Raw genomic sequence first — 26,091 nt, 5'->3', positions numbered from 1 at the left:
CTGAGAGAAGCCTTGCCGGATCAGCTCCAACCCAATCCGTCCCGCCGCCATGCCGATCTCGGGCCGGACTTCTTCGACGTCGTCGCCCCGGCGCGTTTCCCGAAGACGGTCCTGCGCCATCGCAACCAGCCTTGGGCCGAGCGAGTGGGCCTCGGCGGGCTGACGGACGAGGAATGGGTCGCCCATTTCGGCCGGTTCGAGCCGCTGCCCGGCAGCTTCGAGGAGCCCCTGGCGCTGCGCTATCACGGGCACCAATTCCGCTCGTACAACCCCGAACTCGGGGACGGGCGCGGCTTCCTGTTCGCGCAACTCCACGACCTGAAGGACGGGCGGCTCCTCGATCTCGGCACCAAGGGCAGCGGCACCACGCCGTGGTCGCGCACCGCCGACGGGCGCCTGACCCTCAAGGGCGGGGTGCGCGAGGTGCTGGCGACCTCCATGCTGGAGGCGCTGGGCGTCTACACATCGAAATCCTTCAGCCTGATCGAGACCGGCGAGGACCTGATCCGGGGCGACGAGCCCTCGCCCACGCGCTCCTCGGTGCTGGTGCGGCTCTCGCACGGCCATATCCGCATCGGCACGTTCCAACGCTTCCTGGCGCTGGAGCAGCCGGAGAACGTGGGCAAGCTCCTTGACCACACCATCGCGACGCATCGGCCGGAGCTCTGGCGCGAGGGCGTCGAGGACCGCGCCGCCGCCTTCCTGGAGGACGTGACGGTGCGGGTGGCGCGGATGGGCGCGCAGTGGGCGGCGGCGGGCTTCGTCCACGGGGTGCTCAACACCGACAACATCAACGTCACCGGCGAGAGCTTCGATTACGGCCCCTGGCGCTTCCTGCCGGAATTCGATCCGAACTTCACGGCGGCCTATTTCGACCAATCCGGCCTCTACAGCTTCGGCCGCCAGCCGGAGGCCCTGTTCTGGAACCTGTGCCGGCTGGCCGATTGCCTGCTGGCGCTCGCCCCGCAGGCGCGGCTGGAAAAGGCCCTCGAAGGGTTCGGCCCGGCCCTGCAGGAGGGTTTCGCGCAGGCCCTGTTCGCCCGGCTCGGCCTCGCCCCGGCCCCGCAGGCGCAGACCGACCGCCTCGTCGCCGCGATCTGGCGCTTCCTCGGCGACAGCCGGGCGCCGTTCGAGCGGTTCTTCTTCGATTGGCGCGGGGGCCTCGCCAGCGCGGAGCGGGCTGCGGCGAGCCCGAGCGCGAGCCATTACGCGACCGAGAATTTCGCCCCGGTGCGAGCCGCCTTCGAGGGCGTGGAACCCTCGGCGGAGGCGCGCCTCGATCACCCGTATTTTGCGGGCGAGCCCTGCACGATGCTGATCGATGAGGTCGAGGCGCTGTGGGCGCCCATCGCGGAGCGGGACGACTGGTCCGTCTACGAGGCCAAGCTCGCGCGGATCGGGGAGATGGCGGACGCCTACGGGACTGCGCCCGCGCCGGTCTGATCGGCCTGCGCGGCAAGCGCCTCGGCCTCGATCCGGCGGCGCTCCTCGGCGTGGCCGGCGGCGATGGCCATCGCCATCAGGCGCTGCGTCAGCCGCAGCACCAGCCAGAACAGGGCGAGGCAGAACAGGGTGGCGGCGGCGGCCTTGAGTGGATCCACGCGTCTCCCCTATTGCGGCAGGGCCGATCGGAATGGTCGGTTGCGCCCCACATAGATCAGGTGCCCCCGGTTGCGCGAGACTTTCCATATCGAAGTGATCGGGCCGGATGGCGAGGAGGTCGTCACCCGGATCTCCGTGCGCGTCGCGAATCTGGAGTTTGCGCAGGAGCGCGCCCTGCGCCTGTTCGCCCGTTCGCGGGTGCCGCAGCGCCGGGACGAGCCGGCCCAGGCCGTGCGGGTGATCGACGGCGCGGGCCGGGAAGTGTTCCACCGCACACGATTCGAGGAAGGCGACTGACGGCGCCTAGCCCTTCGCCCGCCGCTCCCGGAGCCTGAGTCGCAGACGCGCCAGCCTCTCGCGCGCCCGCTCCAGCTGGGCGGCGAGGGGAAAGAGCGGATCGCGCCCCGATTCGATCAGGCGGTGGGCGATGGCCCGGCGCTCCATCCAGAACAGGGTGGCGAGTTCGAAATCCGGCGGCGCGCAGGAATCGATCCGGTCGATTGCGGAGGTCGCCAGCACCGCCTCGGTCAGGCGGTGGACCAGCTGGACGCCCGTCGCGACGGCCGGGTCGGTGTCGTCGTGGGCGACCTTCAGGACGAAGGCGTCGCGGCCCGCGAGGGGCAGGACCATCGAGGCGAGGAGCGTGTCGCCCCTGTGGAGCCGCGCGATTCGCACCCGCCCCCCTTTCGCCAGGGCGGCGACGGCGGCGCGCAGGAGGGCGGCTTCCGCCGGCCGCTGGGCGAGGGCGGTGCCGGCGCGGCCCTTCCAGCTCGCGGCCTCCAGGGCGATATGCGCGTCGAGGGCGGCGGGGAAAGCTGCCTGATCGGCCAGCATGGTGAAGGTGACGGGGCCGTCCGCGTCGAGGCGGCGGCGGGCGCGGCGCAGCCGGCGGCGGCGGTTGCCGGAGAGGTGATCGAGATAGGCGCCCCGCGCCGCCGGATCGAGCCCGGCGGCATCGAGCAAGCCCCGGTCATGCCCCCAGTAGGCGTCCTGCCGGACACCCGCGTCATCGAGGAGGGCGCGGAAAGGGCCGTCGGCGGGGGCGTTCTGCAGGAGCAGGCGCGGCGGCTCGCCGAGGGCCTGCGGCGCCGCGAGGAACGCGGCGAGGGCGGCGGCGGGATCGTCTCCGTCGAGGAGGGGGATGCCGAGGGGCGCGTAGCCGTGGGTCCAGCCCATCAGCACCGGCAGGGGCAGGCCCCAGCGGCGGGCGATCCGCCGATGCGGCCACGCGGCCAGCAGCCGCGCGCCCGGTTCCTCCGGCGGCCTGTCCGCCACGAGGAGCATCCGCACCCCGCCGCCGAAGGCCGGCGCGGCGGCGAGCGCATAGGATGCCTCGTAGAACGGGTTCGCGATGAGGGCGCGGGCGCCCAGCGCCTCCCAGGCGCCCACCCAGGGCGCGGCGGGGTCGAGGGGCCGGATCGCGGCGACGAGACCGCCGGGCAGGGGCGCCGTCGCGGAGGGGGAACGGGTGTCCGGCAGGGGGGGCTTCGGCATCGGGGCGGGGGCGATCATGCCGCGAGCCGGCGGCGGATCGCCCCCGCCAGACCGAGCATGTCGAGGCGCCACGCCACGGTGACGAAGGCCGCGCCGAGGACGAGGATACCAAGCACCTGCCCGGGGGGCTGCGTGCCGCCGGGCAGGAGGCCGATGCCGACCACCACCAGCCCCGCCGCGAGGGCGGCGGCGAGGATGCCGGCCATGTCGGGCAGCGGCAGGGGCATGGCGGTGCCGGCCCGCTTCGCGCCGACGATGAGGACGAGGCAGGCGGCGGCCTGCCCCCCCGCGAAGGCGAGGGCCGCGCCCATGGCGCCGAGCCTGGGGATCAGCAGCAATGAGGCCGCGGCCACCGTCACGAGGGTGGCGAAGGCGGCCGCCGCTTCGAGCCGGCTGGTGCGGGTGAAGTAGATGACCTGCCCGAAATAATACGAGCGGAACATCATCAGGATGCTTGCCAGAATCAGCACCGGGACGAGGCGGCGCGCCTCCTCGCGGTAGCCCGGCCCGAGCAGGATCGTCACCACGAGGTCGTCGAAGCACAGGAAGAACACCGCGCCGAAGGCGGCGATGGCGGTCATGGACCGGGCGGCATCGCAGAGCACGCCCGAGGCCGCCGCCATGCCGCCGCGCCGCGCCTCGCGCTTGGCGATGGACATGAGCGAGAGGGCCAAAGCCTCCCCGAACACGATGAAGCTCTGGCGCAGGAAGTCCGCGATGGCGCCGTAGGTCCCGAGACCCGCCGGCCCGACGGTCTTGGCGATGATCAGCCGGTCGAGGCTCTGGGCCAGCGCCGCCGTGGCGAAGGACAGGACCAGGGGCCAGCCATAGGCGAGGAGGCGCAGGGCCTCGTCGCGGCTCCCTGGCCCGCGCATCAGCGGCGCGATGGTGACGAGGGCGGGCAGAGAGCCCAGCGCGTTCGCCACAGCGATGGCCATGGCGAGGTCGACCGGGTCGTCCGTCGCCTTCAGCACGATGCTGCCGAGGGCGAGCATCAGCACCGCCCGGCACAGCACGGCGGCGGCCACGGCGCCCGCCGCGAGGCGGGTGCGGGCGATCTCGGTGGAGCCCTCGAACAGGACGAAGCCCAAAGCCAGCATCAGGATCGCCCCCGCCGCCGGGGGGGAGATCAGCCCGAGGAGGGCGGCGAGCCCGGCGGCGGCGCCGGCGAGCAGCAGCGAGCCGCCGAGGAGGCGCACCACCGTCCCGATCTGCGCCGAGGCGCGGGCTTCGTCGTAGAGGGCGAAGAACGCGAATTTCGGCCATTGGCAGGTCGCGCCGTAGAGCACGAGCGCCCAGGAGAACAGGTACAGGTAGCTGCCGTAGATCTCGCTGGGCGCGAGGCGCGTGAACACCGCCACGGAGACCATGTTCAGGGCCGCCGCGACGCCGCGCGAGCCGACATAGATCAAACTGTGCCGAGCGATCATGGAATCGCGATCGGTGCGCTGCCCGAATCCCCGGATGGGGCGGGTCCGTGCTGTCGTGGGTCGAAAGGGAGGGCGGGGCTGTCGGTCACGCCGCTCCGTTGCAGGGGCCGTGCCTTCAGGCGGCACCCCGCGTGCCGGCCTCGCCGCCGCCGTCCACGAACGCCTTCAACTCGTCGAGGGAGGCGAAGGTGAAGCGGCCGTTCGGCGTATCCGCCTCGATCGCCCCGTCATCGAACATCATGTAGGTGTTGCCGCCGGAGCTGTAGCGCCCAACCACGGCGCGCTCGGGCTTCGCCTCGGGGGCCGCGTCGAGGCTCGACCGCAGGGCCGGCTCCGGCGCCGGCTCCGGCGCCACCGGCTCGGGGCGGCCGGGCACGAACAGGTCGTCGGCGGGCTCCGCGCCGACCGGCTCCGGCTTGGCGGGTGCCTCGGGCGGCTTCACGTCCGCAGGGGGCGTCGCGGGCGTGGCGAGGCCCGGCAGAGGCAGTTCCGGCTCGGCGGCCAGGGGGCGCGGCGGCAGGACGAGGGAGGGCTCGATCCGCGCGCGGTCCGAGCCCATGCCGACCACGGGCGGGACGGGCACGGCCGTCAAGAGGTCGTGGCCGACCTCTTGCGCCGGGAGGTCCGGCACCTCGACGGGCGCGGCCTCGGCGTGGACTGCGCCGTCGCGCAGGACCCGCTCGATGCGGCGCAGCCAAGTGGCGACGACGGCGAGGCCGAACAGCAGGAGACCGGAGGAGGCGACGACCGCGCCCCCATAGACCATCGCCATCCCGCTTTCGAGACGTACGTAGGGGAAGCCCTCGACGACGGCGATCACCCCGGCGATGAGCATGGCGGCGGCGAGCGCGAACAGCGCAGCGATCATTGTACACTCTGGACGCGGGCCGAGAGGGCCCCGAAGATGGCCGGCACGATAAGGCGCTGCACAGGTTTTGCAAAACCTGTTCGCACAGCCCTATCGGCGTTGCCGATGACGCAGGCCCGACTTACGTACCGGACGTCAACCCGGGGGCCCCCCGCCGGGGGCATGCGGTTGCCCTCGGCCGCACGGAGACATTCAATGACTTTCACCCTGCCGGAACTGCCCTACGCCTACGACGCCCTCGGGCCGTACATGTCGAAGGAGACCTTGGAGTTTCACCACGACAAGCACCACAAAGCTTATGTGGATACCGGCAACAAGCTGCTCGAAGGCACCGATCTGGCCAGCAAGAGCGTCGAGGAGATCGTAAAGGCCGCCTACAACACGAATCAGGCGCTCTTTAACAACGCCGGCCAGCACTACAACCACATCCATTTCTGGAACTGGATGAAGCCGAACGGCGGTGGTGCCATCCCCGGCGCCCTGGCCAAGAAGATCGATGAGGACCTCGGCGGCGCCGAGAAGTTCAAGGCCGACTTCATCCAGGCCGGCGTGACGCAGTTCGGCTCGGGCTGGGCGTGGCTCGTCGTGAAGGACGGCAAGCTCGCCCTCATGAAGACCCCCAACGGCGAGAACCCGCTGGTCCACGGCGCCAAGCCGATCCTCGGCGTCGATGTGTGGGAGCATTCCTACTACATCGACTATCGCAACCGCCGCCCCGACTACCTCAAGGCGTTCATCGAGAACCTCGTGAACTGGGAGCACGTCGAGAAGATGTACGCCGAGGCGACCGCCTGAGGCGCATCCCACCGGGCGCCGCGGCATGCGGCTGTGGCGCCCGGGCCCTTGAGATGAAAGCCGAAACCCGATCATGATCCGCTCCATCCTCTCCGTCGGCGGGTGGACGCTCGTTTCGCGCGTGACCGGCTTCGCCCGCGACGTGGTGATGGCCGCCGTGATGGGCGCCGGCCCCATCGCCGATGCCTTCGTCGTCGCCTTCCGGCTTCCCAACCATTTCCGGGCCATCTTCGGCGAGGGGGCGTTCAACACCGCCTTCGTGCCCTCCTACGCCTCCCTGGAGGAGGCGGGGGCGACCGGTGCCGCGCGGCGCTTCGCGGACCGCGTGTTCACGCTGATGCTGATCGTGCAGCTCGTGCTGCTCAACCTCGCCCTGCCGCTGATGCCGTGGGTGGTCCATGCCCTGGCGCCGGGCTTCGAGGAGGGCGGCGAGCGCTTCCAGCTCGCGGTGGCGCTCACGCGAATCACCTTTCCCTACCTGCTGTTCATGACCCTGGTGACGCTGCTGTCGGGCATCCTCAACGCCCATCGCCGTTTCGCCGTGGCGGCGGGCGCGCCGGTCCTACTCAACCTCGCCATGCTGGCGGCCCTCAGCCTGACGGCCCTGTTCCCCAACGCCGCCTATGCCGCCGCCTGGGGCGTCTCGGTCTCGGGCTTGCTCCAGTTCGGCCTGCTCTGGTGGGGCTGCCGCCGCGCGGGGGTGATGCCGGACCTCGCGGTGCCCCGCCTCGATCCGGCGCTGAAGCGGTTCTTCGCGGTGCTCGGCCCGGCGGTGATCGGTTCGGCCGGTTTCCAGATCGCGGCCTTCGCCGACACGATCATCGCCAGCTGGCTGCCGACCGGCGCGGTCTCGGCGCTCTATTACGCCGACCGGCTTTACCAACTGCCCTTCGGCGTCATCGCCATCGCGGCGGGCACGGTGCTGCTGCCGGAGATGAGCCGCCGCATCGCGGCCGGCGACGTGGCCGGCGCGCATGGGGCGCAGAACCGGGCGGCGGGGTTCTCCCTGGCGCTCTCGGCGCCCTTCACCGTCGCCTTCCTGACGATCCCCGGCCTCATCATGGCAGCCCTGTTCCAGCGGGGCGAGTTCAGCGGCGAGGACGCCGCCCGCGCCGCTTCGGTCCTCGCGGCCTATGGGCTGGCGCTGCCGGCGGTGGTGCTGGTGCGCAGCGCCGTGGCGAGCTTCTACGCCCGCCAGGACACCAAGACGCCCCTCTGGGCCTCGCTCACCGCCATCGCCGTGAACGTGGTGCTGAAGCTGTGGCTCACCGGCCCCTACGGCGTCACCGGCCTCGCCATGGCGACGGCGGTCAGCCAATGGGTCAACCTCGCGATCCTCGTCGGCCTCGCCCTGCGGCGGGGCTGGGCGGCGCCGGGGCGGACCCTCGGCCTCACCGTCGCGGGGGTGGTGCTCGCCTGTATCGCCCTGACCGGAATCGCCTTGTTCGGTCGGCCCGTCGCCGAGGCGCTGGTGCCGGCCCTGTCCCACGGGCGCGAGATCGCGGTGCTCGTCCTCCTCGGCCTCGCCGGGGCCGTGGTCTATGGCGGGCTGCTCCTCGGCTTGCTGCACCTGTTCGGGCTTCGCCTGCGGCGGGCGTGAACGGAGCGCCGCCGGTCGAGTTGATGGCGGAGAATGCGAGGAGGCCGCATGTCCGACGTGAACCTTCTGGATGGAATCCGCGCGGCGGTCTTCGACGCCTACGGCACGCTGTTCGACGTGAACGCGGCGGTGGAGCGCCACGCCGCCGCGATCGGACCGCAGGCGACGTCCCTCTCCGAGACGTGGCGCACCAAGCAGCTGGAATACAGTTGGATCCACGGCCTGATGGGCCGGTACGAGCCCTTCTGGACGCTGACCGAACGGGCCCTCGATTTCGCCCTGGCCAAGCACCCGGAGGTGGACCGGGGGCTGCGCGAGCGGCTGCTCGACGCCTATCGCGACCTCGACGCCTACGCGGAGGTGCCGGGCGTGCTCTCGGCGCTGCGGGAGCGGGGCTTGCGGACGGCGATCCTCACCAATGGCGACAAGCCGATGATCGACCGGGCCGTGGCCTCGGCCGGGCTGTCGGGGCAACTCGACGCAGTGCTGACGGTGGACGCGGTGCGGATGTTCAAGACGCACCCGGACGCCTACCGGATCGCCCTCGATGAATTCGGCGTGAGCCGCGAGGAGGTGCTGTTCTGCTCCTCGAACCGCTGGGACATCGCGGGGGCTGCCGCCTACGGCTTCCGCCCGGTCTGGATCAACCGGAAGGGCCTGCCCGACGAGTACCCGGACTTCGCCCCGGTGGCGGTGCTCGGCTCCCTCGACGGGCTGGTCTAGCCCGGCGGCCTTCCGACAAAATTAAGGCTCTCGCGCTCTCATCCGCTCAACACGAGCAGGAGAGTTCTCGCGTGTCCGTTCACCCGTCCTTGTCCACGATCCGCGCCGGCGCCCTCGCGCTGGCCGGTCTTCTCACCGTCACCGCCATGCCCGCCACCGCCCGCGACGGGCATAATGGCGCGATCATCGGCGGCCTCGCGGCCGGCGTCGTCGGCGGCATGGTCGGTAGCGCCATTGTGAACGGCGCCAACAACCCGCCGCCGCCGCCCCCGCCGGAATACCGCCCGCGCCGGGTGCTGGTGGAAGACGAGCCCGAGACCGTCATCGTCCACGAGCGTCGCGGCCCGATCTGCCATTACGAGCGCCGGAAGGTGTGGCTCGACGACGAGAACTTCACCTTCAAGCGCGTGCAGGTCTGCGAGTAAGGGGGGCGGGCTGCGGGCACCCCGCCCGCAGCCTCACACCCGCATCGGCATCAGCACGTAGAGCGCCGAGGCGCCCTCCCGATCCTGGATCAGGGTCGGCGAGCCGGGATCGGCGAGCTTGAACAGGGCGGTGTCGCCTTCGAGCTGCGCCGTGATGTCGAGCAGGTAGCGGGCGTTGAAGCCGATATCGAGGGCGGACGCCGCGTAGTCGACGTCCAGCTCCTCGGTGGCGCTGCCCGCATCGGGGTTGTTCACGGAGAGGGCGAGGCGCCCGTCCGTCAGCCCCAGCTTCACCGCGCGGCCCCGCTCCGACGAGATGGTCGAGACGCGGTCCACCGCCTTGGCGAAGGTATCCCGTTCCACGGTCAGGCGCTTGTCATTGTTGGCCGGGATGACCCGCTGATAATCGGGGAAGGTGCCGTCGATCAGCTTCGAGATCAGCGTCAGCCCGTCCGCGAAGCGCAGGCGGATCTTGGCGGGCGACAGGTCGATGCCGACCATCTCTCCGCCGTCGTCGAGGAGCTTCTGGATCTCGGCCACCGCCTTGCGCGGCACGATCACCCCCGGCATCCCGACGCTGCCCGCCGGGGCGGGGATCTCGACGCGGGCGAGGCGGTGCCCGTCCGTCGCCACCGCGCGCAGGACCGGCGCGCCGTCCGATTCCAGGACGTGCAGGAATATGCCGTTCAGGTAGTAGCGCGTCTCCTCGGTGGAGATCGCGAATTGCGTCTTGTCGATGAGACGCTTGAGGTCGGTAGCGCCGATCTCGAAGCCGTGCGGCATCTCGCCCGTGGCGAGATCGGGGAAGTCGCCCTCCGGCAGGGCGCCCAGGGCGAAGCGCGAGCGGCCGGAGCGGATCGACATCTGCCCGCCTTCGCCGCCGGTCTCCAGGGAGACCTGCGCGCCCTCGGGGAGCTTACGCACGATGTCGTAGAGGACATGCGCCGGCACGGTGGTGGCGCCGGGATCCGACACGTCGGCGGCGATGCCCTCCGTCACCTCGATGTCGAGGTCGGTCGCCTTCAACTGGAGCGTCGATCCCTCGCCGCGCAGGAGCACGTTCGACAGGATCGGGATGGTGTTGCGCCGCTCCACCACCCGGTGGACGTGGCCGAGCGACCTGAGAAGGGCCGCGCGCTCGACGATGACTCTCATCGCACAAACTCTGACTATTCGGGACCGCGGCGGCCCCTGGAAAACGGTCGTTCAGCTTGGCGAAGCGCCGGAGCGAAGGCAAGGCCGTGCAGCCCAACTCGCACAGGCGAGGCGTTCAAACGCCCGCCTTAGCCACGCTTGTCGAGGGGACGGCCGAGCAGCCGGGCGAATTCCGCCTCGATCTCCTCGACGGAGAACGGGTTGCCGGCGGATTTCGGCTCGGGCTTTGTCGCGGCCGGTTCAGGACGCTGGGGGGCGGCCTTCTTCTCGGCCCGCGTCGGCCGGGCAGTAGGCTCGGGCTTCGGGGCCGGCTCGGCCCCGGCCTTGCCCGACATCCCGGAGGCGACCGGATCGAGGGGCGGGGCCACCAGGGCGGCCATCGCGGCAGCGATCGGATCGACCTGCGGCGGGGCCGGCGGCGGTACGACCGGCGCCGGCGGCGTGGGAGCCGTCGACAACGTGGGCGGCGGGACGACCGCCGAACTCGGACGCGCGATGGCGGCCTGGAGCTGGCGGGCCATGTCCGACAGGACGGCGGGGTCCACCGGGCGCGGATCGGCCGCCGGAGGTGTCACTTGAGGCGGCGTCAGGGGCGGGAGCGTCACCGGAGGGGATGTCAGCGGCGGCATGGCGATGCTGGCATCCGGCAGGCGGATCGGCTCGGCGGCCCGTTCGGCCAGACGCTCGGCCTCGGGCTTGCGGTCGAGGGGCGGCGTGGCGCCGCGCGGCGGCCGGGGGCGCATCAACGCCTCCCGCACCGAGCCAGGCGGGGTCGGGAGGACCGGCGCGGGCGGCGGCGGCGGGCTCGGCGGCGGAACGGGGATGTCCCGGCCCGGCTCGTCGCCAGCGATCAGGGCAGCGTCGAGGGGAAGGCGCACGGGCGGCGGGGCGCTGGAGCCCGGCACCGGCGGGGGCACCACCACCGGCATCTCGAAGGCGGGTTCGGGGCGGCGCGGCGGTGTTTCGAGGATGGGGCGCCCGGCCTCGGCGATGGCGCGGGGCGGCTCGGGCAGGCGGCCGGCTTCCGCCAGCGGATCGGGCAGGGGCTCGGCGGCGGGCTCGGCGCGGAGCGTCGCCTCGGGCAGGGGCCGCTGGCCGCGCTGGATGTTGCGTTCGATCACCACGTCGTTCGGGCCGCCGACGAGGAGCAGATGCTCCACATTGTCCCGCCGCAGCAGGATCAACTGCCGGGCGCGGTCCAACTCGTAGACGTCGACGATGCCGAGGCGCGGCTGGCGCGTGCGGCCGCTGCGCCCCTGGAGCGCTCCGCCGGTCCCGGTGAGACGGCGGACCACGAGCACGATCGCGGCCAGTGCCGAGAAGATGATCGCGAAGATGACGAGGTACTGGATGACCGGGGAGCCGTCAGAGCCGAACACGGATCGTAGCCATGACAAGGTTACGCACTCGCACATTCCTGCCGTGGCGAGTTCCGCGGCAGGCCCCACGTCATAACACGAGGCCGCGCCAAACGGGCAGGCCGAATTAAGGCTTCGTTAACAGCTCGTTGGTGTGCCGGGCGCGTTAACGTGCCTGTTCGGGTCGGGTTGATCCGGCATTCGTGCGTCCAGGAGGGGACGGCGAGGTCTTTAACGGCGCGTTAACCATGCACACGGCAGTTTTTGCCGAGCCCGGACCTGCCGGGTGCGCCGCGCGAGGGGGCCATGGCCATTTCCGACCTGCCCATGCTGGCGATGCTGCGCACCCGGATGCAGTGGAACCAGGCGCGCCAGACCGTCATCGCCCAGAACGTCGCCAACGCCGATACGCCGGGCTTCAAGCCCCAGGATCTCACCGAGTTGCGCTTCGACAAGGGCACCGGCCAGGCGCAGCGGAGTTCGCCCGGCCTCGCCCTTACGGCGGCGGGCCATCTGGCGCCCATCGGACAATCCGACGCGGCGGGCGACCCGAGGAAGGTCAAGGATTTCGAGATCCGGCCGAGCGGCAACGGCGTCAATCTCGAGGACGAGATGATGAAGGCCGGCGACATCCAGACCGATTACCAGCTTGCCGCCTCGCTCTACCAGCACAGCCTGACGACCCTGAAGATCGCCATCGGCAAGAGCTGATCGCACCCGGCCTTTTGAGCGTGCGGAACTCCTAGAGAGAGGGGCGGGCGGTGGAATTTTCGAAATCCCTGGCGGCATCGACATCCGGCCTCAAGGCCCAGTCCGGCCGGATGCGGATCATCGCGGAGAACATCGCGAACGCCGATTCCGCGCCGGCGAGCAAGGGCGCCGAGCCCTATCGCCGCAAGATCCCGACCTTCACCAGCCATCTCGACCGCGAGACCGGCGCCAACGTCGTGGAGACGGGCCGCGTGCGGCGCGATTCGAGCGCCTTCCGCGTGAAGCACGACCCCGGCAACCCCGTCGCCGACGCGAAGGGCGACGTGTCGATGCCGAACGTGAACCCGCTGATCGAGAACATGGACATGCGCGAGGCCCAGCGCAGCTACGAGGCGAACCTCAACATGGTCACGACGACGCGCAAGATGATCGCGCAGACCCTCGCGATCCTGAAGTAGGGGCGGCGCCATGGCTTCGAGCAACTTCGCGGCGGGCGCCTATGCCGCCGTCCAGGGACTCGCCTCAGGGCGGCCCACCCCCCGCGTCCAGCAGACCCAATCCCCCGGCGAGGGCTTCGCCGGCCTCCTCGGACAGGCCATCGACGGCGTCGGCGATGCCGGCCGCCGGGCGGATGCCCAGGCGATCACCGCCGCCTCCGGCAAGGCCAACGTGGTCGATGTCGTCACCGCCGTCGCCGAGAGCGAGACGGCCCTGCAAACCATGGTCGCCGTCCGCGACCGCATGATCTCGGCCTACGAGGAAATCATGCGGATGCAGATCTGACGCCGCGCGGAACCCCACGATGACCGGCCTCGCCATCCTCGACGTCGCCCGCGACGGCATCTTCGTCTTCCTGAAGGTCGCCGGCCCGCTGATGCTCGTCGCCCTGTTCGTGGGTCTCGTCGTCTCGCTGGTGCAGGCGCTGACGCAGATCCAGGAGCAGACGCTGATCTACGTGCCGAAGATCGTCGCGGTCTTCGCGACCCTCCTGCTGATGCTCCCGTTCATGGGCGATGCCATGGCCGGCTACATGACCCGCATCGCGGCGCGGATCGCGGCGGGCGGGTGATGGCGCCCGTCATGCGCTATAGGGAGGCGCATGAACCTCCTCCTGCCGGGCGTGGCCTCGGCCTTCCTCCTCGTGTTCGCGCGGGTCGGCACGCTGATCATGCTGATGCCGGGCGTCGGCGAGCAGACCGTCTCGCCGCGCCTGCGCCTCGCCTTCGCGCTGATGGTCACGCTGGTGCTCTATCCCATGGCGCGTCCGCTGCTCGGCGGCACGGAGGGGATCGCCGGGCCACGCTTGATCGCGCTCCTGTTCGGGGAGACGATCATCGGCCTCGTCATCGGGCTGACCGTGCGGATGGTGCTCGCCGCGCTGCAGACGGCGGGCCTCATCATCTCGCAGCAGCTCGGCCTGTCGTACGCCATGACCGTGGACCCGACCGTGGGCGGGCAATCGGCGGCGGTGGGCAACTTCCTGTCGTTGCTCGGCATCACGCTGATCTTCGCCGCCGACCTGCACCACCTCGCCATCGCGGGTATCGCCCGGAGCTATCAGGTGCTGCCGCCGGACGGGGTGCCGGCCTTCGGCGACGCGCTGATGCTGGCCCTCAGGGCCGTGGCGCGGGGCTTCACCCTGGCCGTGCAGATCTCCGGCCCGTTCATCGCCTTCGGCATCCTGTTCAACCTCGGGCTCGGGGTGCTCTCGCGGCTGATGCCGCAATTGCAGGTGTTCTTCCTGGCGGTGCCGGCCTCGGTGCTGATCGGCATGCTGATTCTCGCCGGGTCCCTCGGCGTGATGATGGGCGTCTTCATCGACGACATGGGCCGGTATCTCGGCGAGTTCGTCGGGCGCTGACCGCCCCCGGCCGGAGGCGCTGAGCCATGGCCGAGGGCGCGGAACAGGAAGACAAGACCGAAGAGCCGACTCCGCGGCGGATCGAACAGGCGATCGAACGCGGCGACGTCGCCAAGAGCATCGAGGTGAACACCCTTGCGATCCTCGGCGCCTTCACCCTCGCCCTCCTCGTGGCCGCGCCGAGCATCGCCAGCGGCCTGATGCGCAGCCTCACCAGTTTCCTCGCCAACGCCCACCAAGTGCCGGACGGGCCCTGGGCCATGGCGCGGGCCGCCCGCAGCGGCCTGTGGATCTGGCTCGAAGCCGTGGCGGTGCCGGTGGGCGTCGCCCTCGTGGCGGGCGTCGCGGCGGGCTATCTCCAGCACCCTCCGGTGTTCAACGCCGAGGCGCTGATGCCGAAATTCGAGCGCATCTCGCCCATGGCGGGGTTCAAGCGCATCGTCGGCGTCGAGGCCCTGTTCCAGTTCGGCAAGGGTCTCGCGAAGATGATCGCCGTCGGCGTCGTCGGCGGCGCCATCCTGTGGCGGGACCGCGACCGGCTGGAGGTCTTCGCCCGGCTCGATCCCGGCGCCTGCCTGCCGGCGGTGCTGACCCTCAGCCTCAAGCTCCTGGCGGGGATGCTCGCCGTCCACGTCGCCATCGCCGGGGCGGATTATCTCTATGCGCGTTTCCGCTGGCGCGGCCGGCTGCGGATGTCGAAGGAAGAGATCAAGCAGGAGATGAAGGAATCGGAGGGCAACCCCGAGGTGAAGGGCAAGCTCAAGCAATTGCGCATGGCCCGCTCCAAGAAGCGGATGATGGCCGCCGTGCCGGGGGCCACCGTCATCGTCACCAACCCGACCCACTACGCCGTGGCCCTGCGCTACGAGGCGGGGATGCCCGCGCCGATCTGCGTCGCGAAGGGCGTCGACGCCCTGGCGTTGCGCATCCGCGAGGTCGCGAAGGCGCATGACGTCGCCATCGTAGAGAATCCGCCCCTTGCCCGCGCCCTGCACGCCACCGTGGAGATCGACCGGGAGATTCCGGCCGAGCACTACAAGGCGGTGGCGGAGGTGATCGGCTTCGTGATGCGCCTGCGCCGCCGGGCCGCGTGAGGGCGGGGCTACCCTTCCTCCACCATTTTGCGCGAAGCTCTTGATGGGCTTGGTGCCGTCCGTGGTCCGACGCCCCTTGCCGTGGGGCGGACCGCGGGCCAAACCGGAGCCCGTTTCTGGAAAGACCCCGATGGCCGACGTGACCGGATCCCCGGCCCCGACTTTGAAGGCAGACCCGGCGAGGCCGGAGAGCACGTCCGAGATCCTGGCGGTTCAGCCGCCGGTGAACGGGTCCATCGACCGTTCGGAGCAGCCCGGCCGTGTCGGCCTGCTCCTGATGCTCGCGGGGCTGCTGGTGGGCGCGGCGATCGGCTTGTCTTTCGTCGCCAATGAACAGGCGCAGGCGCTCATCGTGTGGCTGCTGGCGCTGCTCGCCATGGCCGGCGTGTTCTTCCTCTTCGCCCTCGCCATCGGCGCGATCCAGCTCTCCGGCAGCAACGCCCGGGACGACATCACCCGCGCCATCGTCGATGGCGGGCCCGACGGCGCCCTCGTGGTGGAGGATGGCGGGCGGCTCATCTACGCCAACGCTTCGTATCTGCGCCTCGCCGGGGGCGACAGCTTCACGAACCTCGCCCCCGTGGAGCGGATCTTCGTCGGCTCGCCGGAGGTGTCGGAGGCGGTCTACCGCCTCTCCCAGGCCGCCCGCGACGGACGCCCGCACACCGAGGAGATGCGCATGGCGCCGCCCCTCGGGCAGATGGCGGGCGTGGCGGGCGAGCGCGATTTCGGCTGGTACAGGGTGTCGGTGCGGCCCCTGCCGCGCCCGCGCCGGGCCGCCTCCCTCTGGACCGTCGCCGACGTGACGGCCGAGCGCGAGCGGCAGGAAAACGTCTTCCAGGAACTGCAGCACGCCATCGACTATCTCGACCACGCCCCGGCGGGCTTCCTGTCGATCAGCCCCACGGGCACCATCGTCTACATGAACGCCACGCTCGCCGCGTGGCTCGGCTACGATCTCGCCAGCGTCGGCTCGGGCGGGCTGCACCTCACCGAGATCGCCCCCAGCGCCGACGTCCTGATTCGCACCGCCGGCCTGCCCGGCGAGGTCCGCACCGACCGGTTCGACCTCGATCTGCGCCGCCGCAACGGCCACACGGTGCCCGTGCGCCTCTACCACCGGGTCGCCTTCGGCAAGGACGGGAAGCCCGGCGCCTCGCGCACCTTCGTCATCAACCGCTCGGCCGGGGCCGACGCGGACGAGCCGCAGCGCGCCGCTGAGGTGCGCCTCGCCCGCTTCCTCAACAACTCGCCCATCGCCATCGCGACGCTCGACCGCAACGGCCGGATCGCCCGCGCCAACGCCTCGTTCACGCGGCTGTTCGGCACCGCGCCGCTCACCTCCGACGAGGCGGAACTGGAAGGGGAGGGCGGCACCCGCGCCGAGCCGAACCTCAACGATTCGGTCGTGGACCGGACGGCGCTGGAAGCCGGCCTCAACCGCGCGGCCAGCGGCATCACCGAGGCCGAGCCCATCGAGGTGCTGCTGCAGGGGCCGGGCGGACGCTCGGCGCGGCTGTGGCTGAGCCCGGCCGATGGCGGCAACGAGGGCGAGCAGGCGGACGAAGCCGAGCGGGTGATCCTCTACGCCCTCGACACGACGGCCCAGCGCCAACTGGAGCAGCAGGTCGCGCAGGCGCAGAAGATGAACGCGGTCGGCCAGCTGGCCGGGGGCATCGCGCACGACTTCAACAACGTCCTGCAGGCGATCATCGGCTATTCGGATCTGCTCCTGGCGAGCCACCGGCCGAACGATCCGGCCTTCCAGGACATCATGCAGATCAAGCAGAACGCCAACCGGGCGGCGGGCCTCGTCCGCCAGCTCCTGGCGTTCTCGCGGCGGCAGACCCTGCGGCCGGAGGTGATGAATGTCGGCGAGAGCCTGTCGGAGCTCACGCTACTTCTGAAGCGCCTCCTCGGCGAGCGCGTTACCCTCGAACTGAAGCACGGGCGCGACGTCTGGCCGGTGAAGGCCGACGTGAACCAGTTCGAGCAGGTGATCGTGAACCTCGCGGTGAACGCCCGCGACGCGATGCCGGAAGGCGGCAAGCTGACGATCCGCACGGAGAACGTGGTCGATCCCGGCCCGCAGGCGGCGACCGACGGGCGCGGCGGCCCGCCGGCCGGGGATCACGTCCTCATCGAGGTCTGCGACACCGGCCAGGGCATCCCGGCCGAGCTGATGGAGAAGATCTTCGAGCCGTTCTTCACCACCAAGGAGATCGGCAAGGGCACGGGCCTCGGCCTCTCGACGGTGTTCGGCATCGTCAAGCAATCCGGCGGCACCATCGACGTGCAATCGACGGTGGGCCGGGGCACGGCGTTCAAGATCTATCTGCCCCGCCACATCCCCGTCCCGGAGGTGGCCCCGGCGGAGGCGCCGGCCCTGGCCGACGGGCGGCCGCAGGATGCCGCCGCGTCCGGCACCAAGGCGGCCCCCCCGGCGCCCCGCCGACCGGCGACGGACCATACCGGCCAGGGCGTGATCCTCCTCGTGGAGGACGAGGATCCGGTGCGGGCCGTGAACAGCCGCGCCCTCTCGGCGCGGGGCTACACGGTGCTGGAAGCCGCCTCCGGCCTGGAGGCGCTTGCCATCGTCCGCGACGGCGAGCAGCCCATCGACCTCGTGGTCTCGGACGTGGTGATGCCGGAAATGGACGGCCCGTCCCTGCTCCGTGAGGTGCGCAAGCACCAGCCGCACCTGAAGGTGATCTTCGTCTCGGGCTATGCCGAGGACGCCTTCCGCAAGAACCTGCCGGAGGGCGAAGCCTTCAACTTCCTGCCCAAGCCCTTCAGTCTGAAGCAGCTCGTCGAGACCGTGAAGAAGACGATGGCGGATTGAGGCTGAAAGCCTCACCGCTCCAACGAAAAAGGCCGCCCTGGACGAACCGGGGCGGCCTTTTTTTATGAAACAGCGAATGCCTCAGGCGGCGTCGGCGATCTGCGACGGGCCGGAATCCTTGCCGCGCGCATCGACGTCGCGATCCACGAACTCGATCACGGCGAGCGGGGCGTTGTCGCCCTGGCGGAAGCCGGCCTTCATGATGCGGCAGTAGCCACCCGGACGACCCTGGTAGCGCGGGCCCAGCACCGAGAAGAGCTTCTTGACCATGTCGGCGTCGCGCAGCTTCGACATGGCGAGGCGGCGGGCGTGCACGCTGTCGGTGCGGGCGAGCGTGATCAGCTTCTCGACGACCGGACGCAGGTCCTTTGCCTTCGGCAGGGTGGTGACGATCTGCTCGTGCTTGATCAGCGCGGCGGACATGTTGGCGAACATCGCCTGGCGATGCTCGGCGGTGCGGTTGAAACGACGACCGCGGTACCCGTGACGCATGGTGGCTCTCCTGTTGTTCGCGACCGCCGTGCCAAGGGTCGGCCGCCTGTTGAGCGAATAGCGAAGTAGCGAATAGCGAGTGGTCGGCCGCAGTAAGGCTCCACCATCTCGTTTCGCAAGCTTCCCTATTCGCTATTCGCTATTCCCTATTCGCCCACTAAGCGCCGCAGGCGCTCAGTAATGCTCTTCGAAGCGCTTGGCGAGATCTTCGATGTTCTCCGGCGGCCAGCCGGGGACATCCATGCCGAGGTGCAGGCCCATGCCGGCCAGCACTTCCTTGATCTCGTTGAGCGACTTGCGGCCGAAGTTCGGGGTGCGCAGCATCTCGCCCTCGGACTTCTGGATGAGGTCGCCGATATAGACGATGTTGTCGTTCTTCAGGCAGTTCGCCGAACGGACCGACAGCTCCAGCTCGTCCACCTTCTTGAGCAGCGCCGGGTTGAAGGGCAGCTGCGGCGTGAGCGGCGCGGCCTCTTCCTTGCGCGGATCCTCGAAGTTCACGAACACCTGGAGCTGGTCCTGGATGATGCGGGCGGCATAGGCCAGCGCATCCTCGGGGCTCACGGCGCCGTTGGTCTCGACCGTCATGGTCAGCTTGTCCTTGTCGAGATCCTGGCCCTCGCGGGTGGTCTCGACGCGGTAGCTGACCTTCGTCACCGGGGAGAACAGGGAATCCACCGGGATCAGGCCGATCGGCGCGTCCTCGGGGCGGTTGCGCTCGGCCGGGACGTAGCCTTTGCCGGTCGAAACCGTGAACTCCATGCGGATCTCGGCGCCGTCATCCAGCGTGCAGATGACGAGCTCGGGATTGAGGATCTGGATGTCGCCGACCGTGCCGATGTCGCCCGCCGTCACCGTGCCGGGGCCGGTCTTGCGCAGGGTCATGCGCTTGGGGGCGTCGGTCTGCGAGCGGATGGCGATCGTCTTGATGTTCAGGACGATGTCGGTCACGTCCTCGCGGACGCCGGGGATGGACGAGAACTCGTGCAGCACGCCGTCGATCTGCACCGACGTCACCGCCGCGCCCTGGAGCGAGGACAGCAGAACGCGCCGCAGGGCGTTGCCCAGGGTCGTGCCGAAGCCGCGCTCGAGCGGCTCGGCGACGACCGTCGCGATCCGCTTGGGGTCATCGCCCGTCGAGACCTGCAGCTTGTTCGGCTTGATGAGTTCCTGCCAATTCTTCTGAATGACCACGGTCCTACCTCTCACGCCTCGCGGGTCCGCATCGTCCGGTACCCACGTTCCGGCCGGGTGGGGGCGCCCCCTGGCACACCGCCCGGTCTCGATTCATCTATCTGGACTCACTCGCCGCCGACCCACAGGGCCGGGACGAAGCTGTACCCGGCCCCGTCGCGATCGACGTAGCCGAGGGCTGGGAATTCCAGGTGACAGCCGGCGATGAAGCTCCGCTCCGACGCCGCCTGATCCATGATCCGCTTGCGCGTCTCCCGGGCCTGATCGCCGTCCACGTCGAAGCCGACGCCCGCATCGGGGTTCTTGAACTGGATCGCCGGCAGGTGGACCACATCGGTCCAGATCAGCAGCGACTCGGCGCCCGACGACACGCGGAAGCCGCAATGCCCCGGCGTATGGCCGGGGAGATGGACCGCCTCGATGCCGGAAAGCACCTCGCCGCCGCGATGCTCGCGCATCCGGCCGGCATAGGGCGCCACGGCATTCCGCGCGCCCTCGAAATACGATTTGGCATCCTGCGGCGCCCGGGAAAGCGCCTCGTCGGGAAGCCAGAACGCCGCCTCATCCGAATGCACGACGATCTCGGCATTCGGGTAGACGGCCTTGCCGTCCTGGGCGAGACCGCCGCAATGGTCGGGATGCAGGTGCGTGATCAGCACCGTCTCCACGTCCTCGGGCGCGACGCCGGTGGTCGCCAAAGCGGCGCCCAGGCGTCCCATGGTCTCGACCGGCGCCAGGGCGCCGTAGCCGGTATCGACCAGGACCGGCTTGCGGCCGGGCCCGGTGATCAGGAAGGAGTTCAGAGTGATCTTCGGCTGCTCGGTGCGGAAGCCGGCCCGCTGCAGGCGCGCCGCCTCTCCCTTGTCGATGCCCGTGACGAGATCGAGGCTCGCCTGGAACCAGCCGTCGTTGAGCGCGGTGACCGTAAGGTCGCCGAGGTTCCAACGCAGCACGCCGGGCAGTGGCTTCGATCCCGCCATAAGCTTCTCCCTTTTCGCCGAAGGATGGTCGATCAGACGCGACGACGCTTGCGCGGACGGCAGCCGTTGTGCGGGATCGAGGTGACGTCGCGGATCGAGGTCACGGTGAAGCCCGCGGCCTGGAGGGCGCGGAGCGCGGACTCGCGGCCGGAGCCGGGGCCCGACACCTCGACTTCGAGGGTGCGCATGCCGTGCTCGGCGGCCTTGCGGCCGGCGTCTTCGGCGGCGACCTGGGCGGCGTAGGGCGTCGACTTGCGCGAGCCCTTGAAGCCCATCGCGCCGGCGGACGACCACGAGATGGTGTTGCCCTGGGCGTCGGTGATGGTGATCATCGTGTTGTTGAACGAGGCGTTCACGTGGGCGACGCCCGACACGATGTTCTTGCGTTCACGACGACGAACGCGTTGCGGTTCCTTGGCCATCTGACTTCCACTCTTCCTTCAGGCACGCCCGTAATACCAGGCGCTCGGGATTCTTTAGGGACTTGGCCTTGCGGTCTTGCAGGACCGGCGAGGCTGAGCGGGATCCGCCAAGGGACACCCGCCGCGGGAGGAGGCCGAGCGACGCACGGCCTCCCAATCCAAAAAAATTACTTCTTCTTGCCGGCGATCGGCTTCGCCTTGCCCTTGCGGGTGCGGGCGTTGGTGTGGGTCCGCTGGCCGCGCACGGGCAGCTGCTTGCGGTGACGCAGACCACGGTAGCAGCCGAGATCCATCAGCCGCTTGATGTTCATCGAGATCTCGCGACGCAGGTCGCCTTCCACGATGTAGTCGCGGTCGATGGCTTCACGGATCGAGAGAACCTCGGCGTCGGTCAGTTCGTTGACGCGACGCTCGGCGGGGATGCCCACCTTGCCGGTGATCTCTTCAGCCTTCTTGGGGCCGATGCCGTGGATGTACTGAAGCGCGATGACGACGCGCTTGCCAGTCGGGATGTTAACGCCTGCGATACGGGCCACGGTCTCACTCCATGTGAGGCCCGGCGGTGCCGGGCTCGGGTTTCGCGCGCGTCCGGTGGAGGCCGGCCCCTGCGCGCGTGCAACGACGACGCGGCCCGTGGCGGCCCCTCTTCAGGGCACCTCGAACCATCGTTCGGTTGGACGAAGGGGGGTCTGCTACTCCGCGCGAGGCGGCCTGTCAATCTTATGGGAACAAAAAGCAATGACGCAGGCGACGCATCACGGCGATACCCTCCGACGCTACGTGGCGGGCGTGATGCAAGCCGCCGAGCCGAACGCCGAGGAAGTCGTCCCCATCCTGCTCGCGGTGGTAGGTGGAATCCTCGCCGTCGCGGAGCCGGAGAGCGTGAGTCTCCAAGATGCCGATGATGGGGCGGGCGGGACGCTCTGGGCCTCGTTCGGCGGCGAGCGGGTGGCCTTCCGCTACAATCCGATGACCGCGATGATCGAATTGCGGTCGGGGGATCACGAGGAGCATCCCTTGCGCCGATTCGGCCGCCGCTCCCTCTCGGTGGATATCCTCAACTTCTTCGGGCCGAGCCGCGCGGCCGAAGCCGCGCGCACCCGGCCCTGACGGGTCAGCGCATCCGCTGATTCGACAGGCGGCAGGTGCGGCCTTCGTCGCGATAGCCCCCTGGGCAGCGCCGGACGCAGGCGCCGGCGGCGTATTTCAGCGGCGGGCGGCAGGCGTTGCGGAACTGCTTCTGGCCGTAGACGAAAGATTGGGCCGGGCTCTGCGCGGCGGCGGGCAGGGCGCCCCCTGCGACGAGGAGGGCGGCGGCCAGGGTCAGGCGGGCGATCATCGGTGCTTCCGGACAAGAAAAAAGGGGCGCCCGCCGGCCGGCGAACGCCCCTCGGATGACCCGCCCAACGCCTCAGGAGGCGATGCGCTCCCGGTGCGGCTCCAGGATTCCCGTCAGATCCTCTGTGACGGAGTCGATGGGCTTCATGCCGTCGACGGTCTTCAGCATGCCGAGCTTGTCGTAATAGGCCGAGAGCGGCGCCGTCTGGGCCCGGTAGGCCTCCAGGCGCTGCTTGAACACTTCCGGCGTATCGTCCTTGCGCACGGCCTCGCCGCGGGCGGCGGCTTCGGCGGCGCGGTTGGCGATGCGGCCGACCAGGGCGTCCTCATCGACCTTCAGCTCGATCACGGACGAGAGTTCGAGACCCTTGCCGGCAAGCATCTTGCCCAGCGCTTCGGCCTGGGCGACGGTGCGGGGGAAGCCATCGAGGATGAAGCCCGGCTTGGCGTCAGCCTGCTCGATCCGGTCGGCGACGATGCCGACGACGATCTCGTCCGAGACGAGCCCGCCCGATTCCATCACGGCCTTGGCCTGCAGCCCAACGGGCGTGCCGGCCGCCACGGCGAAGCGGAGCATGTCGCCGGTCGAGAGCTGCGGAATGCCGTACTTCTTCACGATTCGCTCGGATTGCGTGCCCTTCCCCGCGCCGGGCGGTCCGAGCAGAATGATGCGCATGGCGTTGTCCTCTTAGGGCCCGCTTTCCCGGGCTCCGGATCCATTCGACGACGCCAGCCCGGGCATCGCCCCCTTGGGGTCTGTTTCTAGCGCCTTGCGCGGACGGCGATAGCCCGCCATTGGGCGGACTTCGCTCATTTCCGCGCTTCTGTCGCCGTTCAGCGGCGGCGCTGGCCGGCCGACGCACCCCGGAGCTTCGCGCGCTTCACAAGGCCCTCGTACTGGTGCGCCATCAGGTGCCCATGGATCTGCGCCACGGTGTCCATCGTCACCGTCACGAGGATCAGCAGGGAGGTGCCGCCGAAGCCCAGGCTCGCCGAGGCGTAGGAGGAGAGGATCTCCGGGCAAAGGCACACGAGGGTCAGGTACAGGGCACCGATCACCGTGATGCGGGTCAGCACCTTGTCGAGGAAGGCCGCCGTGCGCTCACCCGGACGGATGCCGGGGATGAAGCCGCCATGCTTCTTCAGGTTGTCGGCGGTCTCCTGCGGGTTGAAGACAACCGCCGTGTAAAAGAACGTGAAGAAGATGATCAGGGCCGCGTAGAGCGCCATGAACAGCGGCGTGCCATGGCCGAGATAGGCCGTGACCGCACCGAGCCAGCCGCTGCCGTTGTTCGCCGAGAAGCTGGCGGCGGTGGCCGGCAGCAGCAGCAGCGACGAGGCGAAGATCGGCGGGATGACGCCCGACGTGTTGAGCTTCAGCGGCAGGAACGAGGTCTGGCCCTCGTACATGCGGTTGCCGACCTGACGCTTGGGGTAGTTGATCAGGATGCGGCGCTGGGCGCGCTCCATGAACACGATGAAGTAGACCAGGGCGACGGCGGCCACGGCCACGCCGAGGATGATGACCGGCGAGAGGGCGCCGGTGCGGCCGAGCTCCAGGGCGCCGATGATCGTCACCGGAAGATGCGCGACGATGCCCGCGAAAATGATGAGCGACGAGCCGTTGCCGATGCCGCGCGAGGTGATCTGCTCACCGAGCCACATCAGGAACAGGGTGCCGCCGGTCAGGGTGATGACCGTCGAGGCGAGGAAGAACGGCCCCGGATCGATGGCCGCCGAGGAGCCCTGCAGGCCCACCGCGATGCCCCAGGACTGCACGAGGGCCAGCACCACCGTCAGGTAGCGAGTGTACTGGTTGATGACCTTGCGGCCGGACTCCCCCTCCTTCTTCAGCGCTTCCAGGCTCGGGATGACCGAGGTCAGGAGCTGCACGATGATGGAGGCCGAGATGTACGGCATGATGTTGAGCGCGAAGATCGCCATGCGCTCGACGGCACCGCCGGAGAACATGTTGAACAGCCCGAGCACGCCGCCCGATTGCTGCTGGAAGTTCCGCGCGAACTGCTCCGGATCGATGCCGGGGATCGGCACGTAGGTGCCGAGCCGGAAGACGATCAGCGCGCCGATCGTGAACCAGATGCGCTTCTTCAGCTCATCGGCCTTGGCGATCGCGCCGAAGTTGAGGTTGGCGGCAAGCTGCTCGGCGGCTGAGGCCATAGCGTCGCGTCCTACGCGTGTCGCCGGGCGAGTGCCCGGATGAAACGAAAAAAGCGGCGGCCCGCGCGAGGTCGCGTGGGGCCGCCGCTCGATGGTCTCCGACTTAAAGGCCGGGGACGCGCCGCGCAACGTGTCGCGCGGCCGCCGTCTGCCTCAGGCGGTCGCCTCGGCCTCGGCCTTGCCGCGGGTCGAGACGCCGGAGGCGTAGACCACGCTGACCGAGCCGCCGGCCTTCTCGACGGCCTCGACGGCCGACTTGGAGGCGCGGGTGACTTCGAAGCTGAGCTTCGAGGTCAGCTCGCCGACGCCCAGCAGCTTCACGCCGTCGCGGGGACGGGCGAGGATGCCGGCGGCGACGAGGGTCTCGACCGTGATGGTCGCGCCGGCCTCGAGCTGCCCCGTGTCCACGGCGGCCTGGATCCGGCCGAGGTTCACCTCGTTCAGGTCCGCCGCGTGGATGTTGTTGAAGCCACGCTTCGGCAGGCGACGGTGAAGCGGCATCTGGCCGCCCTCGAAGCCCTTGATGGCCACGCCGGTCCGGGCCTTCTGACCCTTCACGCCGCGTCCGGCGGTCTTGCCCTTGCCGGAGCCGATGCCCCGGCCGACACGCATCCGGTCCTTGGTGGCGCCGGGATTGTCGCTGATCTGGTTAAGCTTCATCGGTCACCTCCTCAGGCTTCGAGGACGCGAACAAGGTGATTCACCTTGCGGATCATGCCGCGCACGGCCGGCGTGTCCTCAAGCTCGGCGACCCGGTGCAGCTTGTTCAGCTTGAGGCCGATCAGCGTCGCGCGCTGGCTGGCCTCGCGGCGGATCGGCGAACCGATCTGCTCGATGCGGACGGTCTTGGTGTTGTCAGCCATGCCATCCTCCCTTACGCGACCGCAGCTTCGGACGTATCGGCCGGATCGGCATCGCGGCGGCGCGACTGAAGCGCGGACACCTTGAGGCCCCGGCGAGCCGCCACGGCGCGCGGGCTGTCCTCGTTCTTCAGCGCCTCGAAGGTGGCGCGAACGAGGTTGTAGGGGTTCGAGGAACCGAGGCTCTTGGCCACGACGTCCTGCATGCCGAGGGTCTCGAACACGGCGCGCATCGGGCCACCGGCGATGATGCCGGTTCCCTGCGGGGCCGCGCGGAGGATCACCTTGCCCGCGCCGTGACGTCCGTTGACGTCGTGGTGCAGGGTCCGGCCCTCGCGGAGCGACACGCGGATGAGCCCGCGCTTGGCGGCCTCGGTCGCCTTGCGGATGGCCTCCGGCACCTCACGGGCCTTGCCGTGGCCGAAGCCGACGCGGCCCTTCTGGTCGCCGACGACGACCAGGGCGGCGAAGCCGAAGCGACGGCCACCCTTCACAACCTTCGCGACGCGGTTGATGTGGACGAGCTTGTCCACGAACTCGCTGTCGTGCTCCTCGCGGTCTTCGCGGCGGCCGCGGCCCCCGCCTTCACGTTCACGTGCCATAATTCTTGCCTATCTCACTGGCGCGAGCCCGGAGGCCCGCTCGCTCGATAGTCCCTCCCCGGACGGG

Annotated in this window: 31 protein-coding genes; 14 read left to right on the top strand and 17 right to left on the bottom strand. The window is 69.9% G+C overall.

Annotated elements, in window-relative coordinates; translation table 11 throughout:
* The first annotated feature begins 12 nt into the window (after positions 1-12).
* Positions 13-1,443, top strand: a complete 1,431-nt coding sequence (locus ACXJ1Y_RS14105; RefSeq protein WP_463846840.1) for a protein adenylyltransferase SelO — start codon at positions 13-15, stop codon at positions 1,441-1,443.
* On the opposite strand, the gene ACXJ1Y_RS14100 is transcribed toward ACXJ1Y_RS14105, so the two are convergent.
* Positions 1,416-1,601, bottom strand: coding sequence for a hypothetical protein (locus ACXJ1Y_RS14100; protein WP_463846839.1), 186 nt, complete (start codon positions 1,599-1,601; stop codon positions 1,416-1,418). The two genes, ACXJ1Y_RS14105 and ACXJ1Y_RS14100, sit on opposite strands and share 28 nt — an antisense overlap.
* A 70-nt stretch (positions 1,602-1,671) precedes the next feature.
* On the opposite strand from ACXJ1Y_RS14100, the gene ACXJ1Y_RS14095 reads away from it, so the two are divergent.
* Positions 1,672-1,899, top strand: coding sequence for a hypothetical protein (locus ACXJ1Y_RS14095; protein ID WP_463846838.1), 228 nt, complete (start codon positions 1,672-1,674; stop codon positions 1,897-1,899).
* Between the two features lie 6 nt (positions 1,900-1,905).
* Here ACXJ1Y_RS14095 and ACXJ1Y_RS14090 read toward each other — a convergent pair whose 3' ends face one another.
* The 3 genes from ACXJ1Y_RS14090 to ACXJ1Y_RS14080 all read right to left on the bottom strand — a co-directional run bounded on the left by ACXJ1Y_RS14090 (position 1,906) and on the right by ACXJ1Y_RS14080 (position 5,394).
* Entirely contained in the window at positions 1,906-3,114 is a 1,209-nt protein-coding gene (locus tag ACXJ1Y_RS14090; protein ID WP_463846837.1) for a GNAT family N-acetyltransferase, read from the bottom strand.
* Positions 3,111-4,526: a lipopolysaccharide biosynthesis protein gene (locus tag ACXJ1Y_RS14085; protein WP_463846836.1), complete on the bottom strand. Its 1,416-nt coding sequence runs from the start codon at positions 4,524-4,526 to the stop codon at positions 3,111-3,113. The genes ACXJ1Y_RS14090 and ACXJ1Y_RS14085 overlap by 4 nt, the downstream gene beginning before the upstream one ends.
* Positions 4,527-4,641: 115 nt before the next feature.
* Positions 4,642-5,394: a hypothetical protein gene (locus tag ACXJ1Y_RS14080; protein ID WP_463846835.1), complete on the bottom strand. Its 753-nt coding sequence runs from the start codon at positions 5,392-5,394 to the stop codon at positions 4,642-4,644.
* Positions 5,395-5,589: 195 nt separating this feature from the next.
* On the opposite strand from ACXJ1Y_RS14080, the gene ACXJ1Y_RS14075 reads away from it, so the two are divergent.
* From ACXJ1Y_RS14075 to ACXJ1Y_RS14060, 4 genes are all read left to right on the top strand, one after another.
* Positions 5,590-6,189, top strand: coding sequence for a superoxide dismutase (locus ACXJ1Y_RS14075; protein ID WP_463846834.1), 600 nt, complete (start codon positions 5,590-5,592; stop codon positions 6,187-6,189).
* Positions 6,190-6,262: 73 nt separating this feature from the next.
* Entirely contained in the window at positions 6,263-7,789 is a 1,527-nt protein-coding gene (gene murJ / locus ACXJ1Y_RS14070) for a murein biosynthesis integral membrane protein MurJ (RefSeq protein WP_463846833.1), read from the top strand.
* 48 nt (positions 7,790-7,837) lie between these two features.
* A complete protein-coding gene (locus ACXJ1Y_RS14065) occupies positions 7,838-8,512 on the top strand; it encodes a haloacid dehalogenase type II (RefSeq protein ID WP_463846832.1) in 675 nt (224 codons plus the stop codon).
* Positions 8,513-8,583: 71 nt separating this feature from the next.
* Positions 8,584-8,937: a hypothetical protein gene (locus ACXJ1Y_RS14060; RefSeq protein ID WP_463846831.1), complete on the top strand. Its 354-nt coding sequence runs from the start codon at positions 8,584-8,586 to the stop codon at positions 8,935-8,937.
* Positions 8,938-8,970: 33 nt separating this feature from the next.
* Here the strand turns inward: ACXJ1Y_RS14060 and dnaN are convergent, their stop codons facing one another.
* Positions 8,971-10,092, bottom strand: a complete 1,122-nt coding sequence (gene dnaN / locus ACXJ1Y_RS14055; protein WP_463846830.1) for a DNA polymerase III subunit beta — start codon at positions 10,090-10,092, stop codon at positions 8,971-8,973.
* Positions 10,093-10,220: 128 nt separating this feature from the next.
* Positions 10,221-11,471: a hypothetical protein gene (locus ACXJ1Y_RS14050; RefSeq protein ID WP_463846829.1), complete on the bottom strand. Its 1,251-nt coding sequence runs from the start codon at positions 11,469-11,471 to the stop codon at positions 10,221-10,223.
* A 285-nt stretch (positions 11,472-11,756) separates the two neighbouring features.
* Here ACXJ1Y_RS14050 and flgB point away from each other — a divergent pair, with 285 nt between their 5' ends.
* From flgB to cckA, 7 genes are all read left to right on the top strand, one after another.
* Complete coding sequence (gene flgB, locus ACXJ1Y_RS14045) at positions 11,757-12,161, top strand: flagellar basal body rod protein FlgB (RefSeq protein WP_342166763.1); 405 nt, start codon at positions 11,757-11,759, stop codon at positions 12,159-12,161.
* A gap of 50 nt (positions 12,162-12,211) precedes the next feature.
* On the top strand, positions 12,212-12,619 hold the full coding sequence (gene flgC, locus ACXJ1Y_RS14040) for a flagellar basal body rod protein FlgC (RefSeq protein ID WP_342166764.1): 408 nt from the start codon (positions 12,212-12,214) through the stop codon (positions 12,617-12,619).
* 10 nt (positions 12,620-12,629) lie between these two features.
* A complete protein-coding gene (fliE, locus tag ACXJ1Y_RS14035) occupies positions 12,630-12,944 on the top strand; it encodes a flagellar hook-basal body complex protein FliE (protein ID WP_243952408.1) in 315 nt (104 codons plus the stop codon).
* 19 nt (positions 12,945-12,963) lie between these two features.
* Positions 12,964-13,230: a flagellar biosynthesis protein FliQ gene (gene fliQ, locus ACXJ1Y_RS14030; RefSeq protein ID WP_238248936.1), complete on the top strand. Its 267-nt coding sequence runs from the start codon at positions 12,964-12,966 to the stop codon at positions 13,228-13,230.
* Positions 13,231-13,260: 30 nt separating this feature from the next.
* A complete protein-coding gene (gene fliR / locus ACXJ1Y_RS14025) occupies positions 13,261-14,022 on the top strand; it encodes a flagellar biosynthetic protein FliR (RefSeq protein WP_463846828.1) in 762 nt (253 codons plus the stop codon).
* A gap of 26 nt (positions 14,023-14,048) precedes the next feature.
* Positions 14,049-15,116 carry a flagellar biosynthesis protein FlhB gene (gene flhB / locus ACXJ1Y_RS14020; RefSeq protein WP_463846827.1) on the top strand — a complete coding sequence of 356 codons (1,068 nt, stop codon included), beginning with the start codon at positions 14,049-14,051 and terminating at the stop codon, positions 15,114-15,116.
* 130 nt (positions 15,117-15,246) lie between these two features.
* Entirely contained in the window at positions 15,247-17,958 is a 2,712-nt protein-coding gene (gene cckA, locus ACXJ1Y_RS14015; protein ID WP_463846826.1) for a cell cycle histidine kinase CckA, read from the top strand.
* 81 nt (positions 17,959-18,039) lie between these two features.
* Here cckA and rplQ read toward each other — a convergent pair whose 3' ends face one another.
* From rplQ to rpsM, 5 genes are all read right to left on the bottom strand, one after another.
* On the bottom strand, positions 18,040-18,450 hold the full coding sequence (gene rplQ / locus ACXJ1Y_RS14010; protein WP_342166768.1) for a 50S ribosomal protein L17: 411 nt from the start codon (positions 18,448-18,450) through the stop codon (positions 18,040-18,042).
* A 174-nt stretch (positions 18,451-18,624) separates the two neighbouring features.
* Positions 18,625-19,659, bottom strand: a complete 1,035-nt coding sequence (locus tag ACXJ1Y_RS14005) for a DNA-directed RNA polymerase subunit alpha (RefSeq protein ID WP_243952413.1) — start codon at positions 19,657-19,659, stop codon at positions 18,625-18,627.
* A gap of 92 nt (positions 19,660-19,751) precedes the next feature.
* Positions 19,752-20,624 (bottom strand): MBL fold metallo-hydrolase, encoded by an 873-nt coding sequence (locus ACXJ1Y_RS14000; protein ID WP_463846825.1) that lies wholly within the window; start codon positions 20,622-20,624, stop codon positions 19,752-19,754.
* A gap of 32 nt (positions 20,625-20,656) precedes the next feature.
* The gene (gene rpsK / locus ACXJ1Y_RS13995) at positions 20,657-21,046 is read right to left on the bottom strand and encodes a 30S ribosomal protein S11 (RefSeq protein ID WP_010686167.1); all 390 of its coding nucleotides are present in this window, start codon (positions 21,044-21,046) and stop codon (positions 20,657-20,659) included.
* 167 nt (positions 21,047-21,213) lie between these two features.
* Entirely contained in the window at positions 21,214-21,582 is a 369-nt protein-coding gene (rpsM, locus tag ACXJ1Y_RS13990; protein WP_243952416.1) for a 30S ribosomal protein S13, read from the bottom strand.
* A gap of 202 nt (positions 21,583-21,784) precedes the next feature.
* Between rpsM and ACXJ1Y_RS13985 the strand changes: the two genes are divergently transcribed.
* Positions 21,785-22,156 carry a hypothetical protein gene (locus ACXJ1Y_RS13985; protein ID WP_463846824.1) on the top strand — a complete coding sequence of 124 codons (372 nt, stop codon included), beginning with the start codon at positions 21,785-21,787 and terminating at the stop codon, positions 22,154-22,156.
* A gap of 4 nt (positions 22,157-22,160) precedes the next feature.
* Here the strand turns inward: ACXJ1Y_RS13985 and ACXJ1Y_RS13980 are convergent, their stop codons facing one another.
* From ACXJ1Y_RS13980 to rpsE, 6 genes are all read right to left on the bottom strand, one after another.
* Positions 22,161-22,385: a hypothetical protein gene (locus ACXJ1Y_RS13980; protein ID WP_342166772.1), complete on the bottom strand. Its 225-nt coding sequence runs from the start codon at positions 22,383-22,385 to the stop codon at positions 22,161-22,163.
* 72 nt (positions 22,386-22,457) lie between these two features.
* Positions 22,458-23,060: an adenylate kinase gene (locus tag ACXJ1Y_RS13975; RefSeq protein ID WP_463846823.1), complete on the bottom strand. Its 603-nt coding sequence runs from the start codon at positions 23,058-23,060 to the stop codon at positions 22,458-22,460.
* A gap of 158 nt (positions 23,061-23,218) precedes the next feature.
* Positions 23,219-24,562: a preprotein translocase subunit SecY gene (secY, locus tag ACXJ1Y_RS13970; protein WP_243952423.1), complete on the bottom strand. Its 1,344-nt coding sequence runs from the start codon at positions 24,560-24,562 to the stop codon at positions 23,219-23,221.
* Between the two features lie 153 nt (positions 24,563-24,715).
* Entirely contained in the window at positions 24,716-25,222 is a 507-nt protein-coding gene (gene rplO / locus ACXJ1Y_RS13965; RefSeq protein ID WP_342166775.1) for a 50S ribosomal protein L15, read from the bottom strand.
* An 11-nt stretch (positions 25,223-25,233) separates the two neighbouring features.
* Positions 25,234-25,425: a 50S ribosomal protein L30 gene (gene rpmD, locus ACXJ1Y_RS13960; protein ID WP_243952426.1), complete on the bottom strand. Its 192-nt coding sequence runs from the start codon at positions 25,423-25,425 to the stop codon at positions 25,234-25,236.
* Between the two features lie 11 nt (positions 25,426-25,436).
* Positions 25,437-26,024 carry a 30S ribosomal protein S5 gene (gene rpsE, locus ACXJ1Y_RS13955; protein ID WP_463846822.1) on the bottom strand — a complete coding sequence of 196 codons (588 nt, stop codon included), beginning with the start codon at positions 26,022-26,024 and terminating at the stop codon, positions 25,437-25,439.
* Positions 26,025-26,091 lie beyond the last annotated feature (67 nt).

It is taken from the genome of Methylobacterium sp. TK26 (assembly GCF_055361565.1).
The sequence above is the reverse complement of the archived record's forward strand: the minus strand, read 5'-3'. Positions and strand labels throughout refer to the sequence as shown.